This window comes from Ruegeria sp. CDSB013 (assembly GCF_059611165.1).
In genome coordinates this window covers 67,263-81,561 of record NZ_JBXWPA010000004.1, presented here as the reverse complement: position 1 = coordinate 81,561, position 14,299 = coordinate 67,263, and the positions used below count along the sequence as shown (strand labels likewise).

The window sequence follows — 14,299 nt, the reverse complement described above, 5'->3', positions numbered from 1 at the left end:
TTACGGGCGCGCTCATTCGGAACGCTCCGTCAGAGATGTCCACAGATTCACAATGGCGCCTAGCTTGCGCGCCTCGTGAACGACCATGGAAAATTCTTTGCCGTCATTCAGGACGGCCAAACCAGACCCCTTGCCACCGGACGGACGCATGACGATCAGTTGTGGATGATCCAGCGCGGCGGCCGCGTCATCATCCCAGCCCGACAGGTCACGCGCGAACTGCGCCAGCAAAGTTTCATCTGCATGTAATGGCTGATCTTCACTACAATCGCCGTCAGACTGAACCATTTCCCCGCCTTCAGCTTTGACCCGGATGCGACCAACAGCCAAACGCTGGCTACCGAGATAGAACTGGTTGGCCAAATCGCTGGCATCGTCTGTTGCTTCCACGTCATTTGCGGGCTCGGCTGCGTTCGGAACGATCGCTATGACGGGTTCAGCGGGCATTTCGATCATCGTGCAAGCACTAGCGATTTCGCTAAAAGTGATTCCGACATCGTCCGCTTCCAGCGTGGCGTCCGGCCGTAGGGATATCAGGCTGAGCGGTGCAGGCGCCGCGGCAATATCGGTTACCAGTTGCGCCAATTGTCCAGCCAGCGTATCGCGCTCTTCGGTTTCAAAATCAGGCGCAACGCCGGACCGGACACGAAAGACATCAGTAACCCGAGAGCTGTTGACCTCAATCGCGAGACTATCGCCATTGGCAGCCGTAAACTCCAACCGGCGCGGCAAAACAGTGCCACGGATGGACTGCAATACCTTTTCGCGGCGCTCAAGCGCAGTGTCTCCAGCAAGCGCGACGGCTGGCTCCAGTCGGGCAACCGATGATCGCCCAATGTCCTCGAGCAAATCGAGTATGTTTGTATCCATCATGCCGTGACCCCCTCTGGTCCCGTCTAAACTGCGGCCGCGACGGGCCCCAGACTGAGATGCGATTTTGTCAGTGCCAACCCTACATTCGCGCTGTTGCGACAGATGTAGCAGACCACATGATCCGGATAGGCCTGCGTCCGCAAGAAAATGTTCAACCGATCTTTTGAAAACACCGCGATTTCCCCAAATCCCGGATTTTCGGTATCAGCGTTACCCGATTTCCGCAGCAATGCTTCAAAAGCGCCCACGCCGCCGCCCTGAAACAGGTTCGCCACTGCAAGCGCAAGACTGTCCAGCACTTCGGCGTCCTCTTGATCGCGGACACTGGTCCCCAATAACATCCCTGTTTCCATGTCGATATACCCGGCTGCGACGCAGTCGGGTATCGTTTCCATCGCAGATTTCAGTGCGGCTTCGATAGACATCGGGCTTCCCGTCCTTCTACCTTGATTTCACGTTATAAAACATGCCATTCAGCCCCGCCCTTGTTCCCGGCTTTCGGAAGCGTTGAAACGTCTTTTTTTGCGTCGCGGGCGCCGTGTTCAGCGGCGATCTTGTCGAACTCTTCCAGGAAGGCCACAAAAACTTTTTTCAGGCGTTCGGAGTCTTCAGGAAGATCCTCACCAGCGGTGATCTCGCGCCACATCGCCGATGCGCTGAGTGTTGATCCGGCGTCCGCATTCAGCAATTTCTCAAGGGTTTCAGACTCAGGCTCGGCCTCGGACGTTCCGTTTGACATAGGCACGACCTGTGTTTCGATCAGGCCGCTGGTTTCGGGTTCCAGTTCGAACTCATCGGCCGTACCATCCGATTGCTCGGCGAGCAATGCAACGATTGACGACACAGATGTGTCAGCACGTTGCGCGTCTGCTTCGGTGTTTTCGGATACAGCATCTTCAGCTCCGTCAGCCAGCTTATCCTCAATCGACGCCAATAGGTGATCCTGACCATCGGAGCCGGTGTCAGGCTGATTTGCCTCGCCTTCACTCTCGGCTTCCAGTTCCAAGGTCTCTTCTTCGTCGAAATCCTCGTCATCCAGTTCAAGAAACGCGTTTTCTTCCGAAGGGATCTCGGCAACATCGGCCAAATTCAGAGGCTGACTGGGCGTTTCCCGGAAGAAAGAACGCAGCTCGTCCTGATCGGTTTCGGTCTCAGGTTTGGTTTCTTCCGATATCGCGGTCATCTCAGCGCGCAACCGTTCAGCCTCATCCGCATCAATCCGGGGGGCACGTTCCGTATCGTTTGAGCGTGCTTCAACGCGGGCAGGGCGTACAGGAAAGCTTGTCACCACTTCGTCCTGCGCATTTTCGTCCTGAACGGGATTGACCAGCTTTAGTGGAGTGGGCTGTTCGGCGCTTTCAGTGGTTTTGCGTGGGGGGATCGGTTGGACACGTGGCCCATCAGCAAGGCTATTGTCGATCTGGTACCGCGCCAGCATGTCTGCGCGATTGTCCATGATCTGCTCGGTGATCTCAAGAAAGCTGTCTACCATCTTGCCGCCACCGCTTCGTCCCCACAGTTCGGCATCGCCGCTCTTGTCGCGGGCGGTGATCGCATCGCGAGCTGAGAACAAAATCGACCGGTTGAACAGATGCCCTGCCTCGCGGTTGACGCGGCGCAACACCTTTTGGCGGTCTTTCGGACCCAGTGTATCCGCACGTGTTACCAACAGCAGCGAGTTGTGCTGCAACCGTTCGGGCAGGGCGACCCAAGTCGCCCGCTCGGTCTCGCGCCAGGCTTGGGTTGCATGTGTGCACCACAGCACGCCATTGGCCTGACCTACGGCGCGACGCCAAACATCGGTTGAAATCTTGGGGTCCGAGATACCCGGCGTGTCGATCAGATCAACCGCTTCGAGGATATCGGATTCAAGAAAAATACGAATGAATTGGGCGTCGTTTACGCCGACCGATTCCAACGCATCCAGTTCAATATTCTCGCGCGTACCATCATGGCGCTGCACATAGGCTGATTGCTTACCCCAGCTGAACCAGACCGGCGGTAACTGTGTGGCCGTCACCTGGGTTGGCAGCGCGTGCGACCGAAGCAGAAAGTTCATCAGCGTCGATTTGCCGGCGCTGAACTCTCCCATAAGGGCAAAGACCGGCTTGCGGCGGGACCACTGCTCGATGCGTTCCCATGCTTTGGGCGAGACGAAACGGGTTTGTGAGTCTTTTGCCATATCGCTACTTATGCTGCCTCGTTGCTTAGATCTTTCAGGATGTCGCCCAGAATATCGTCACGCGATTTCTGTGGTGTCAGTCCTGCCATCAGAGCTGCGTTGCGGCTTGGGTCATTCTCGGCCGAGGCCGAAATGCTAAGCAACGTCTCTTTCTGCTCGCGCATGAAATCCGACAGGACGGCACGTACGTTTTCCAATACGGCTGCGACCTGATTTTCTTCGATATCCTTGGTGATCGAATTCGCCTCGGACGCGATCAGGCGCGTATAGTCGGCTGCATAAGCTTCGAACCCTTTGCGGCGCTGCCACCAGCGACGCCACCAGGTGCTTTGCAAGTCCAAAGCGATTGTTCGCCCAATTCCGAGTGGGGGTGGGACACGCGGAACAATGGGCGCTTCGATACTGAACTCACCCAAGTGGTTGCCCAGTATCTTCTGATAAAGCGTCTCAATATCTGCGGCCGCCGTATTGTACAGCGCACTTGCTTCTTTGCGCATCGACCGCGCAAAGCTGAAATATGCGGCCTTTTGCAAGGTGCGCAGCCCCGCTGGGTCATACTGCCATGTGCCTTGTTCGCCGTTCAGCTCAAGGTGGGCAATCAGCGAATCCGTTGCACGTTTGACAAAGTTCGATTCCGCTGAATTCAGTCGCTCCAACACCTTCGCACGCAGGGATGCGGTCAATTCGGCCGCTTTCTTTTCATATTGATCCGAGAGTGTGGCAATCGCTTCCTCTGGCGATACCCCGTCCAAATCACGCACAAGGCCTTCGCCGCCCGAAAGGGTCTTGGCAACGGCCGTGGCGCGGATTTGACTGGCGATATTGCGGGCGCGGTGACGGACGCGATCCAGCAAACGGGTGCCTGCGCCTTCAGCGATGCGTTCGTTCATGGCCAACAGCAAATCGGGCAAGCCGGACAGTGCCCAAATCTTGTCGAGCGAGGGTGCCTGATCGCCAAAACCGGCGGCCAGATAGAACGTGTTCAACGCCTCGCGGGATTCATCGGAAAGAATCTCGGGGTTGCCCGTCAACGCGGCCTCGGCCCACAAGGCGCTGCCAAAGACAACACTGGTATTGGCGTCGATATTGTTCTGTTTGAGTGTATCCTGAATGCGGTCGCGGATTTCCGGCACCTGATTGACCGGATCAGCCAATTCGTCAATTCGGTTCACAAACAGGATGATCTGCCGGTTTTCGAATTGCGCGATAATGCGCATCAGCGCCATGTCCATTGTCGTCAGCGCCTGGCTGGCAGCCAGAACAACAACGCAGACCTCAGATCCGCGCAAGCTGCGCAGGGTGATCTGTTCGCGGACCATAAAGGTATCGTTGACACCCGGCGTGTCGCACAGTTTGAGCGCAATCGGGTATTGCGGAATATCCATATACAGCTCTGCCGACTTCGTCACATCGGCGAACCGCCCGGTCTTGGGGTTGATGTCCGGGTCATCTTCGTCACCCAGACAGACATAGCGCTGGATCAGCTCTTCGTCGAAGTAATCATATTGATGGCTCTGCCCCAGAATCAGGTCGAAATGCTGGCCCAATCTGGATTCGGATTTAGCCTTCATCTCGCCGATCTGGCGGCGAATGTCATCCATCTCGTCATCGGCTCCGGCGCGGTTTGCCAGCTCACCCAGGCGGCCGCCGCCGACCATCAGGTTGTCCCATTCTTCTTGTTCAAAGAAGGTAAACTTGGCGCGTTTGTCGCCTTCGGCGCGGGTGTTGATGTTCAACGTGGTCACCACCGATGTCCACGGGTTTACATCCGATGGAAGCAGGGCAGGGCGCCCGGCCAGGATGTTCACGATCGAGGACTTACCAGCCTTGACCTGCCCGACCATTGTAACGCTGGCCGAGAAATTCTCCATCCGCGTCTTGAGCGTGGCAAGACGTGCGGACGAACGTGCATCCGCCACCTCTGTCAGTTGATCAATCTGTGCGGTCAGCGAGTTCATCGCTGACGTCATGGGCGTCAGTGCCTCATTGCCAACTGACAAAAGATGGTCGTTGCGCGCCATGTTCAGCCTCCGGTTCCTGTCGCGGCCAACGTGTCTGTTGGCGTGCTGGTCATGGTGTCGATTCGGGCAATCAGATTCAGGGCATTGCCCAGGATCGCAGCTTCGGCCCCCGGCGAAATCGATTCGAAGGTGTGGCAATCCGCCAGAACTTCGATCGAGCTAAATCGCTCGCTGTTTTCAAGGCGGGCAAGACGACGCCCGGTCGGAAAGCCCTCGGATTTGGTTTCGGGCAGCGGCATACGCGAGTTGGCTAGCAAATATCGCCGCCCGGAGCGGGTGCGCAACGAAACGCCAAACCCGGTGTTTGGATGGTCGCGGTTCAGGGATTTGAGTTCACCAAGAAAACTTTCACGCGCAAGGCCAACGGCTTCTTGCTCGGCAGCAGCGGAGTTCATCATATTGGTCACGTTTCAGACCCTTGTACTGGAGTTGAGCGAAAAAACTCGTACAGCGCCCGAAGGCAAAAAAGACTCATTAACTCCTACTGCTCATAAGTGACTTTCAAGGCGGTCTTATTTTGACGCGAATAAGATTTTTTGGCGTTTGAATTGTGGCGCAATTGTGTTTGATCGTATTTTTCAACCACAACCTACGAGCGTATTTTCGACGTCAATGTGAACAGCGCCATTTATCGTTAGCAGCATTCAAGAGCAGAAAACTTGCAACGATGCGCACGTGTGGTATTTTTGGCAATGCGTCTATATCACTGTATATAAACAGTAATTATTCTATTTTTTGAAATCAACCTGACACCAAATCCACCCAGAGGACGTCTGTAAAATATATGTATAATGCATTCGTCTTTGGGTTCTCATCATAGCCCGCCCTTAGATGAGGGGCATTTTACTCAACGTAAGATAGTTTTCTCCTTCTCACCAAAAGGACCTGAATGTTGCTAAATACAAAACAATAAAATTAGTCAAACTTGCCCAAGTAATCTTTTCTATCTACTCGTAGAACGCCAAAAATCAGGCTACTTTCCTGCCGCGAACAGCATCACATGAGGATATCCCGCATCCCGTTTAGCGGCAGCGTCCGGCAGACACCATATTTGCACGACGGTCAGTTCAGAAGCATATTGCGCCGATGTCATCAATAATCTTGCGCACAACTCAATTTTCCCTCTCGCACTCCGTGGCAAGCTTTGCTATTCACCCCGACATTCCGGCACCGAGTGCCTGGGTTGCGGGTGTGGCGAAATTGGTAGACGCACCAGATTTAGGTTCTGGCGCCGCAAGGCGTGGGGGTTCAAGTCCCTCCACCCGCACCATATCATTTTAGAGAATTTTCCTGTCCGGACCGCCTTTGAGGGCTTTCAGGCAATCACCAAAGTTTTGTACTGGACAGCCGACTGGATTTTGATGTTTGAACAGTCGGGTCCGCTCGCCAAGCGAACGATTAGGTGACTGCATCCATGGTGAAAACACCGGCCTCTATGATTTGGAAATGCAGGTTACATGGCCTGCATTTCGGAACGCGCAGTCAGGAGAACAGGTAGTAGGTCGTTGGGGACGTGGCTAAAATAGCCAGTGCAACGACAAGCCAAACCAAAACGCAAACCCAGTAGGTTCCCGGATTTTCAGCGCGAGTTACCCGTTCCCACAAGTAGGTCGAACCAAACACCAAGTCTCTGATAGCCCATAACAACAAGCCAAGCCCCACATAGAACCAAATATCCATAATTCCCTCGCGTGATGAGTTTGGCGCAACTTAGGTTGTCAAAAATGATTGCGCAATTGTGCATTGATCATTTTCGGCAATTGCTGACCAAAGAATTTGGTTAATTTCGGCCTTTCAGCGATCTCTTCACGTCCATAGCACGCGCTTGCGGACCCACAACGCCGCCACTATTGCCCGGCCAATCCCATCTGGCGCACGGCCAGGTCGCGCATTATCTCTTCGGATCCGCCGCCAATTGCCATTATTTTGATTTCGCGCCAGACCCGCTCGACCGGATTACCCAGCATGTATGCGGCACCGCCAAAGATCTGCATCGCTTCGGAAGCAACAAATTGCAGTGACGTCGTGGCCTGAACCTTGGCCTTTGCAATTTCGGCGACTGGCATCAGGCCCTGTTCAATTGCCCAGCAGATCCGTTCGATATATGCCTCATTCATATCAATCCGGGCAGACATTTCTGCAAACTTGTGGCCAATGACCTGATGTGCGACCAGTCGCCTGCCGAATGTCTCGCGTTCCCGTGCCCAGTCCAGGGCACGATCGTAGCATAGTTTCATCATACCCAACGAAGCGGATGTCAGGCCAAGCCGTTCAAAGTTAAAGTTGTTCATGATTGCGATAAAGCCCCTGTTCTCAGGCCCCAACAAAGCAGTAGAATCCAGCTCGCAATCATCGAAATGCAGCGTCGCTTGCTGTGAACTGTGCCAACCCATCTTGCCACCCAACGGCGTGCGGCTGAACCCGGGCGCGTCATGAGGGACCAAAAACAATGAGATACCGGTCAGGCCCGGACCGCCAGTGCGGGCGCCGATCACAAACCATTCGGCATCCATACCCCCGGTGATATAGGTCTTTTCCCCGTTCAGAATCCATCGGCCGCCTTTGCGCTCGGCACTTGTTTGAATATTGGCAACGTCCGACCCTGCGCCTGGTTCGGTGATCCCAAGGGCCGACATCATGCGCCCCGAGATGATCTCGGGCAGCACTTTCTGTTTGAACTCCTCGGAAGCAAATTTCGCAATTGGGCTGATTGAAATCGTACGTCCCCCAACGGCGGCTCCGATACCGGATGCCCCACAGCCGAACAGGATTTCACTATAATCATGGCGCATAAAGGCGTTGTCGAAACCTAGACCGCCGTATTCCTCATCGATCCCAAAGCCAAATACGCCGAACTCAGCAATTGCGGCATGCAACTCCCACGGGACGCTGCGATCCGCCTCCCATTGCTCAATATGAGGTTTGATTTCGGCATCGACAAAACGCTGGAAATTTCCGCGGAAAGCTTCGCGTTCAGGGGTCATGAAAGGGGATGGCAGGGTCATTTGACCTCCTCAACGTCATTTTCGGGCAATACCTGAAGCTGGCTTTCCATCATGCGGGCGAAGCGATCCATCATCTGCGTAAGGTATTCTGGCGATGAAACGAATTTCTCATGCAACAACAAACCACGCAGGAAATTCCTGGCGATGCTCCACAACAATTCAGTGTCGTTACGGTCACCCGTTGCGCTGACATACCGGGCGGAGATCAGGCTGAGGTTCGACTTGTCCCAGTCTCTCAGGCTCTGTTCAAGCATGCCGAACAGTTCCGGATCGGTTCGGCAAGCAACCAGAATCTCGACTATGGCGCGCCCACCTGCGGAATTTACGATATTGGCCCAGGCAGACATAATCAGGTCATAGACGGGCTGAGGCGCGCGATCATGTGGCCAGAGCGGGTTTTGCGCATTGCCCAATAGTCGCATCGCGGTCGCTGCGACCAATGCCTGCTTCGTGGGGAAGTGATGCGTTATTGCCCCGCGTGAGATACCCGCCTTGGCTTGTACTTTGGCAAAAGTGGTCTCGGCATACCCAAGCTGATCCAGACAAGTGACCGTCGCATTGCTGATTTTGGCCTGCATATCTCGGGACCTTTGATCCTGGACTGAGGGTTTTTTTGGCATCGATTCCGTCATCTTCCGTCGCGTCGCAGTGGTAAATCTTCGTTGACCAAGGTGGTCAGTAAATCATAAAAACAGAACAGTCGGTCTGTAAACTGCGGATCGCACTCAAGCGGGAGAGACGTGGCGTGACACATTCTCTGCGGATCGGAGGAGCAAGTGGTTTTTGGGGGGATGCCCCTCATGCGACACAGCAATTGCTGCGTGCCCCAGGGCTCGATTTTCTGGTCTACGATTACCTCGCCGAAATCACCATGTCGATCATGGCGCGCGCCCGTCTTAAAGACCCCCAAAAGGGATATGCGGTGGATTTCGTCTCTGACGTTATGGCCAACAATTTAACCCAAATAGCCGAGCAAGGCGTCAAGGTCTTGTCAAATGCAGGCGGGGTCAACCCAGTTGCCTGTGCTGGTGAATTACGTCGCAAATCTGCAGAGTTGGGATTGAACTTGAAAGTTGCAGTGGTCGAAGGCGACGACCTGCTACCGCGTGTGGCTGAGTTTGTCGATCGGACTGAGATGTTTTCCGGTGCACCGATGCCACCGATCGAAAAGATCGCCTCGGTGAATGCTTATATTGGGGCTGGGCCGATATTGGCGGCGCTGCACGGCGGTGCTGATATCGTCATCACGGGCCGCTGCGTCGACAGCGCTCTGACTCTGGCGGCGTGCATGTATCATTTTGGATGGCGGCCCGAAGACCACGACTTACTGGCTGCCGGGTCGCTTGCGGGGCATCTGCTGGAATGTGGACCCCAAGCCACCGGAGGCAATTTCACGGGCTGGAAATTGGCAGGCGACATCGCCAAGATCGGCTATCCAATTGTCGAGGTAAACGCCGATGGCGGGCTGGTCCTGACCAAGCCGCAGGGCACAGCTGGATGTGTGACCCCGGCTTCGGTCTGCGAGCAGATGCTGTATGAGATCGGCGACCCGCAGTCCTATATTCTGCCTGACGTGATTTGCGACTTTTCCAATGTCAGGATTAAGCACTCCGAGCCAGACCATGTAACCGTTTTGGGTGCAAAAGGCCGCGCGCCGACCGGGCAGCTCAAAGTGTCCGCCACCTGGGCGGATGGCTATCGCGCGGGCATTACGATTCTGATCAACGGGCGTGAGGCACGACAAAAGGCGAAGGCTTTTGCCCAAGCGGGGTTGGATCGTGCGCGCGCTGTCCTGCACCGGATCGGTGCTCCCGACTATCGCGAGGTGTCGTTTGAAACCTTCGGAGGTCGGCCTGGCGACAGCGATTACGAAGAGATCTCGCTCAAGGCAGCCGTGAAACACGACGACCCTCGCGCGGTTGGTGTATTCCTGCGTGAGATGACCGGGTGCGCACTGGCCGCACCGCCGGGGTTGCACATCTTTACCGGAGGAGGGCGTCCAAAGCCCTCGCCAGTCGTTGTCCTGTTTTCCTTCTTGGTGCCAAACGACACGCTGACCTATTGCGTAACGATGGATGGGGACGATATCGCATACAATCAGCCGAAAACGTTCCTGCAAGACCCGGAACCTGTCCCGGCAAAAGCCCCGGAAATTACCGATGAAAAGGTGACCGAGTGGATCACATGCCCTTTGGAAGATTTGGCCTGGGCAAGATCTGGGGACAAAGGCGACACCGCAAACATTGGGGTCATTGCGCGCCATGCTACCTTTTTGCCCTATATTTGGGCTGCGCTGTCCGAAGCGACGCTGGCAGCTGTTTTTTCTGACCATCTATCCGGCAGGGTCGAGCGGTTCTATCTTCCAGGAACACATTCCATCAACATTCTGCTGCACAATGCGCTGGGTGGCGGTGGCGTCGCCTCGTTGCGCAACGACGCGCAAGGCAAGAGTTATGCCCAGATATTGCTGGCCACACCGATCAGGATTCCTGCAGAGTTATCCTTATACACCGAGCGAGGAGAAAGCTGATGGGTTTTGTCAGTAAAGTCGTCCGCGATTCTGACAGCTTTGCCAAGAACCGAGGCGATATGCTGGCTCTTGTCGACGAGATGCGCGCGCTTGAAGCGCGTCCTGTCGCCCTGTCAGAGAAACGGCGCGAACGGATGGAGGCCCGGGGGCAGATCACACCCCGTGACCGTTTGGCCCAACTGTTGGATCCCGGAATGCCTTTTTTGCAACTGCACGGGTTGGCGGGCTACTGTGTCGATACAGGCGATCCCGAGCAATCGGTTCCGGGCGCGTCATTGGTCATCGGCATCGGCTTCATCTCGGGCGTGCGCTGCATGATCATCGTGGACGATTCAGGGATCAAGGCCGGCGCGATGGTCGAGATGTCAGCTGCGGCCTTCCTGAGCGCGCAAGACATGGCATTGAAACAGAACCTGCCTTTTGTGCATCTTGTCGAAAGCGCCGGTGCAAACCTGATGGAATACAAGGTCGAATTCTGGGCCAATGGCGGCAAACTGTTCCGCAATCTGGCCCGCCATTCGGCCGCAGGGCTGCCCAACATTGCAGTGCTGCACGGCCCGTCAACCGCCGGTGGGGCCTATATGCCCGGCCTTGCAGACTATGTCGTTGGCGTGAAGAACAACGGTATGGCCGCCTTGGCCGGTGCCGCCTTGGTTCACGCGGCGACGGGCGAAAAGGCCAATGACCGTGATCTGGGCGGGTCCGAGATGCATGCCACCACATCCGGGCTGGTCGACTATCTGGCCGAGGATGATGCGCACGGTATCGAAATGGCGCGGAACGTGATGGCCCGGCTGGATTGGAACAAATCCTTGCCTGTGCGTCGCAGCAAAGAAGTGCAGCCACCGAAATATGATGTGGATGAGATCGCAGGCATTGTTCCAACCGATTATCGCGTTCCCTATGACGTCCGCGAGGTTGTGGCCCGCATAGTTGACGGCTCGGATTTTGAGGATTTCAAGCCCGACTATGGCTCAGCGACTGTCTGTTTGCAGGCCGCAATCAATGGTATCGCTGTGGGTATTCTTGGAAACAACGCGCCACTGGACCCTGCAGGCGCGAACAAAGCCGCACAATTTATACAGTTATGTGGTCAGGCCGATATTCCCCTTATTTTTCTCAATAATATCACAGGGTTCATGGTCGGCACCCAATATGAACAAAGCGGCATGATCAAGCATGGGGCCAAGATGATCCAGGCCGTTACGTCGGTCGATGTGCCCAAGATCACGCTCTATGTCGGGGCAAGTTTCGGGGCTGGCAATTACGGGATGTGCGGCTACGCCTATGACCCGGACTTCCTGTTCGCCTGGCCCAATGCGGCAACGGGCGTGATGGGCGGCGCGCAAGCCGCCGGGACGATGGAACTGGTCGCGCGCGCAGGGTTCAAACGCAAAGGGATCGACCACGACGAAGCCAAACTGTCTGCGCAGAAGGCAGCGATAACAGCGCATTTCACACGACAGGAAAATGCGTTTTATACCTCGGGCCGGTGTATCGATCATGGCGTCATTGACCCCCGCGACACACGGCGCGTGCTGGGCTTTTGCCTTGAAACCTGCCTTGAGGGGCGCGCGCGAACGGTCAAACCCAGTTCGTACGGGGTGCACAGGTTCTGAACATGCTGCATAGCTCACCAAATCCAAGACAGATAGCAGAGGCTGAGGCATGACATTCGACACGCTTCTCGTTGCCAATCGTGGGGAAATCGCCGCGCGTATCATGCGAACCGCCCGGTCGCTTGGGCTGCGCACAGTGGCCGTTTATACAACCTCTGACGCGCGAGCACCCCATGTCGAACTTGCTGATGAGGCGGTTTGGATCGGTGAAGGGCCGGTTGGTGATAGCTATCTGAATGCAGAAAAGACCATTGCTGCCGCTCAGAAAGCCGGGGCAGGGGCAATTCACCCGGGCTATGGGTTTTTGTCCGAAAATGCGGGTTTTTCAGCGGCAGTCGAGACCGCGGGTCTGACTTTTATAGGACCCGATCCCGAAGCGATCCGGCTGATGGGCGACAAGGCCGTCGCCAAACGCCTCATGATTGGCGCGGGCGTTCCCTGCGTTCCAGGGTATGAAGGCGATAATCAATCGGATACCGCTCTGGTCACAGAAGCGGACAAGATCGGCTTTCCCATTATGGTTAAAGCCGCAGCTGGTGGCGGTGGACGCGGAATGCGCGTGGTCCAATCCGCCGACGCTCTTTCTGAGGCGATTGCGCTTGCCAGATCCGAGGCCGAGAACGCTTTTGGATCCGGCAAATTGATCCTTGAGAAAGCGATCGGTGATGCGCGCCATATCGAATTTCAGATTTTTGCCGATAGGTACGGGAACGTAATTCATCTGGGCGAAAGGGAATGCTCGATTCAGCGTCGCCACCAAAAAGTCATCGAAGAAGTCCCAAGCCCCGCCATGACGCCAGAATTGCGCGAAAAAATGGGAGCCGTGGCGATTGAGGCGGCCCGTGCGGTGAACTATCGCGGCGCCGGAACCGTGGAGTTCCTATTGGAACCGTCCGGCGTTTTCTATTTCCTTGAAATGAACACCCGACTGCAGGTTGAGCATCCTGTCACCGAGATGGTCACTGGCATCGACCTAGTGGCGCTACAGATCGCTGTCGCGCAGGGTGACGCCCTTCCGATCTCTCAGGAAGACGTCACCATGAACGGCCACGCCATTGAGGCGCGGCTTTATGCCGAAGACCCCGCTAACGGATATCTACCGGCAACCGGTCCAATTGATTTCTGGCAGGCTGCGACTGGACCCGGAGTGCGTGTGGACTCCGGCATTCAACAAGGGCAGGAGGTATCGCCTTTCTATGACGCCATGCTTGCAAAGATCATTGCGCATGGTCCAACCCGCGAAACGGCACGTGCGCGGCTGATCAAGGCTGTGAACGAATCTATTTTGCTGGGAACGGTGACAAATTCGCGGTTTCTTGCAGATGTGCTGCAGCACAGAGATTTCATTGCCGGCGATGCAACGACAACATTTCTGGATCAGACCTACCCCCGGGGCTTTCCTGCGTACCGGGTAACTGCGCCGGACATCGCCTTGGCGGCCGCGCTGTTGTTGGATGCGGATCAATCCCGCGCAAGGGCGGCGGCGGGATATGTCTCAACCGAACAGTTGGGTTGGTCCAGCGCAGCCTTGCCGCCGTTCGCCGTGACGCTTGCCTATGTTGACGAAGAGATACAAACGCGCGCACTCGCCCGCCCCGAAGGATGGACCGTATGGGTTGAGGGCAACGCGTATGATGTCTCGTTTATCAAGCGCAGTTGCGGGAAGGTCCGGGCACGCATAAATGACAACACCGTCGACGCCACCGCACACATAACCCGCGACACAGCCCAGATCGCCATCGGCGCCGAGCGCCTGACGTTTCGACGCCTGCGTCCCGGTGCATTGGATGCGGGAACGATCGCTAGCGGTCGCGTCACCGCCCCCATGCCGGGTGCCCTGGTCGAGGTGGCGGCAAGACCTGGTCAAAGCGTTTCGAATGGCGACTGTCTGGCCGTTCTCGAAGCCATGAAGATGCAGCACCAAATCACTGCCGCCGTTGCGGGCGTCGTGACCTCTGTACACGTTGAGATCGGACAACAGGTGGCGGCGGGGGATGTTATGATCGAGATTGACGAAACATAGGTAGAATTGGGTGTGTGTCGGCTACCGCCGCTCAGGCACTGCATCC

At 56.0% G+C, this 14,299-nt stretch carries 11 protein-coding genes and 1 tRNA gene; 4 read left to right on the top strand and 8 right to left on the bottom strand.

Features of this window, described 5'->3' with window-relative positions:
* Positions 1–12: 12 nt before the first annotated feature.
* From AC2FJF_RS08720 to AC2FJF_RS08700, 5 genes are read right to left on the bottom strand one after another with little or no spacing between them, the layout of a single operon-like run.
* Positions 13–873, bottom strand: a complete 861-nt coding sequence (locus tag AC2FJF_RS08720; RefSeq protein ID WP_496724706.1) for a hypothetical protein — start codon at positions 871–873, stop codon at positions 13–15.
* A gap of 23 nt (positions 874–896) precedes the next feature.
* Positions 897–1,298: a hypothetical protein gene (locus AC2FJF_RS08715; protein WP_058276616.1), complete on the bottom strand. Its 402-nt coding sequence runs from the start codon at positions 1,296–1,298 to the stop codon at positions 897–899.
* A gap of 32 nt (positions 1,299–1,330) precedes the next feature.
* Entirely contained in the window at positions 1,331–3,055 is a 1,725-nt protein-coding gene (locus AC2FJF_RS08710) for a dynamin family protein (protein ID WP_496724704.1), read from the bottom strand.
* An 8-nt stretch (positions 3,056–3,063) separates the two neighbouring features.
* On the bottom strand, positions 3,064–5,076 hold the full coding sequence (locus AC2FJF_RS08705) for a dynamin family protein (RefSeq protein WP_496724702.1): 2,013 nt from the start codon (positions 5,074–5,076) through the stop codon (positions 3,064–3,066).
* Positions 5,077–5,078: 2 nt separating this feature from the next.
* Complete coding sequence (locus AC2FJF_RS08700; protein WP_174822482.1) at positions 5,079–5,474, bottom strand: hypothetical protein; 396 nt, start codon at positions 5,472–5,474, stop codon at positions 5,079–5,081.
* Between the two features lie 787 nt (positions 5,475–6,261).
* Between AC2FJF_RS08700 and AC2FJF_RS08695 the strand changes: the two genes are divergently transcribed.
* Positions 6,262–6,346, top strand: a tRNA-Leu gene (locus tag AC2FJF_RS08695).
* A gap of 212 nt (positions 6,347–6,558) precedes the next feature.
* Here AC2FJF_RS08695 and AC2FJF_RS08690 read toward each other — a convergent pair.
* From AC2FJF_RS08690 to AC2FJF_RS08680, 3 genes are all read right to left on the bottom strand, one after another.
* Positions 6,559–6,756, bottom strand: coding sequence for a hypothetical protein (locus tag AC2FJF_RS08690; protein WP_496724700.1), 198 nt, complete (start codon positions 6,754–6,756; stop codon positions 6,559–6,561).
* A 167-nt stretch (positions 6,757–6,923) separates the two neighbouring features.
* Positions 6,924–8,081, bottom strand: a complete 1,158-nt coding sequence (locus AC2FJF_RS08685; RefSeq protein WP_496724698.1) for an acyl-CoA dehydrogenase family protein — start codon at positions 8,079–8,081, stop codon at positions 6,924–6,926.
* Positions 8,078–8,659: a TetR/AcrR family transcriptional regulator gene (locus AC2FJF_RS08680; RefSeq protein ID WP_496724696.1), complete on the bottom strand. Its 582-nt coding sequence runs from the start codon at positions 8,657–8,659 to the stop codon at positions 8,078–8,080. The genes AC2FJF_RS08685 and AC2FJF_RS08680 overlap by 4 nt, the downstream gene beginning before the upstream one ends.
* A 167-nt stretch (positions 8,660–8,826) precedes the next feature.
* Between AC2FJF_RS08680 and AC2FJF_RS08675 the strand changes: the two genes are divergently transcribed.
* Genes AC2FJF_RS08675 through AC2FJF_RS08665 form a run of 3 tightly spaced genes read left to right on the top strand, consistent with a single transcriptional unit; the run spans position 8,827 to position 14,253 of the window.
* Complete coding sequence (locus AC2FJF_RS08675; RefSeq protein ID WP_496724694.1) at positions 8,827–10,611, top strand: acyclic terpene utilization AtuA family protein; 1,785 nt, start codon at positions 8,827–8,829, stop codon at positions 10,609–10,611.
* Positions 10,611–12,230 (top strand): acyl-CoA carboxylase subunit beta, encoded by a 1,620-nt coding sequence (locus tag AC2FJF_RS08670; RefSeq protein WP_496724692.1) that lies wholly within the window; start codon positions 10,611–10,613, stop codon positions 12,228–12,230. The genes AC2FJF_RS08675 and AC2FJF_RS08670 overlap by 1 nt, the downstream gene beginning before the upstream one ends.
* A 49-nt stretch (positions 12,231–12,279) precedes the next feature.
* Positions 12,280–14,253, top strand: a complete 1,974-nt coding sequence (locus AC2FJF_RS08665; protein ID WP_496724690.1) for an acetyl/propionyl/methylcrotonyl-CoA carboxylase subunit alpha — start codon at positions 12,280–12,282, stop codon at positions 14,251–14,253.
* The last annotated feature ends 46 nt before the right edge of the window (positions 14,254–14,299 follow it).

Coding starts and splice junctions, on each gene's coding strand:
- AC2FJF_RS08720 (WP_496724706.1), bottom strand. CDS start 873: ATGATGGATACAAACATACTCGATTTGCTCGAGGACATTGGGCGATCA.
- AC2FJF_RS08715 (WP_058276616.1), bottom strand. CDS start 1,298: ATGTCTATCGAAGCCGCACTGAAATCTGCGATGGAAACGATACCCGAC.
- AC2FJF_RS08710 (WP_496724704.1), bottom strand. CDS start 3,055: ATGGCAAAAGACTCACAAACCCGTTTCGTCTCGCCCAAAGCATGGGAA.
- AC2FJF_RS08705 (WP_496724702.1), bottom strand. CDS start 5,076: ATGGCGCGCAACGACCATCTTTTGTCAGTTGGCAATGAGGCACTGACG.
- AC2FJF_RS08700 (WP_174822482.1), bottom strand. CDS start 5,474: ATGATGAACTCCGCTGCTGCCGAGCAAGAAGCCGTTGGCCTTGCGCGT.
- AC2FJF_RS08690 (WP_496724700.1), bottom strand. CDS start 6,756: ATGGATATTTGGTTCTATGTGGGGCTTGGCTTGTTGTTATGGGCTATC.
- AC2FJF_RS08685 (WP_496724698.1), bottom strand. CDS start 8,081: ATGACCCTGCCATCCCCTTTCATGACCCCTGAACGCGAAGCTTTCCGC.
- AC2FJF_RS08680 (WP_496724696.1), bottom strand. CDS start 8,659: ATGCAGGCCAAAATCAGCAATGCGACGGTCACTTGTCTGGATCAGCTT.
- AC2FJF_RS08670 (WP_496724692.1), top strand. CDS start 10,611: ATGGGTTTTGTCAGTAAAGTCGTCCGCGATTCTGACAGCTTTGCCAAG.
- AC2FJF_RS08665 (WP_496724690.1), top strand. CDS start 12,280: ATGACATTCGACACGCTTCTCGTTGCCAATCGTGGGGAAATCGCCGCG.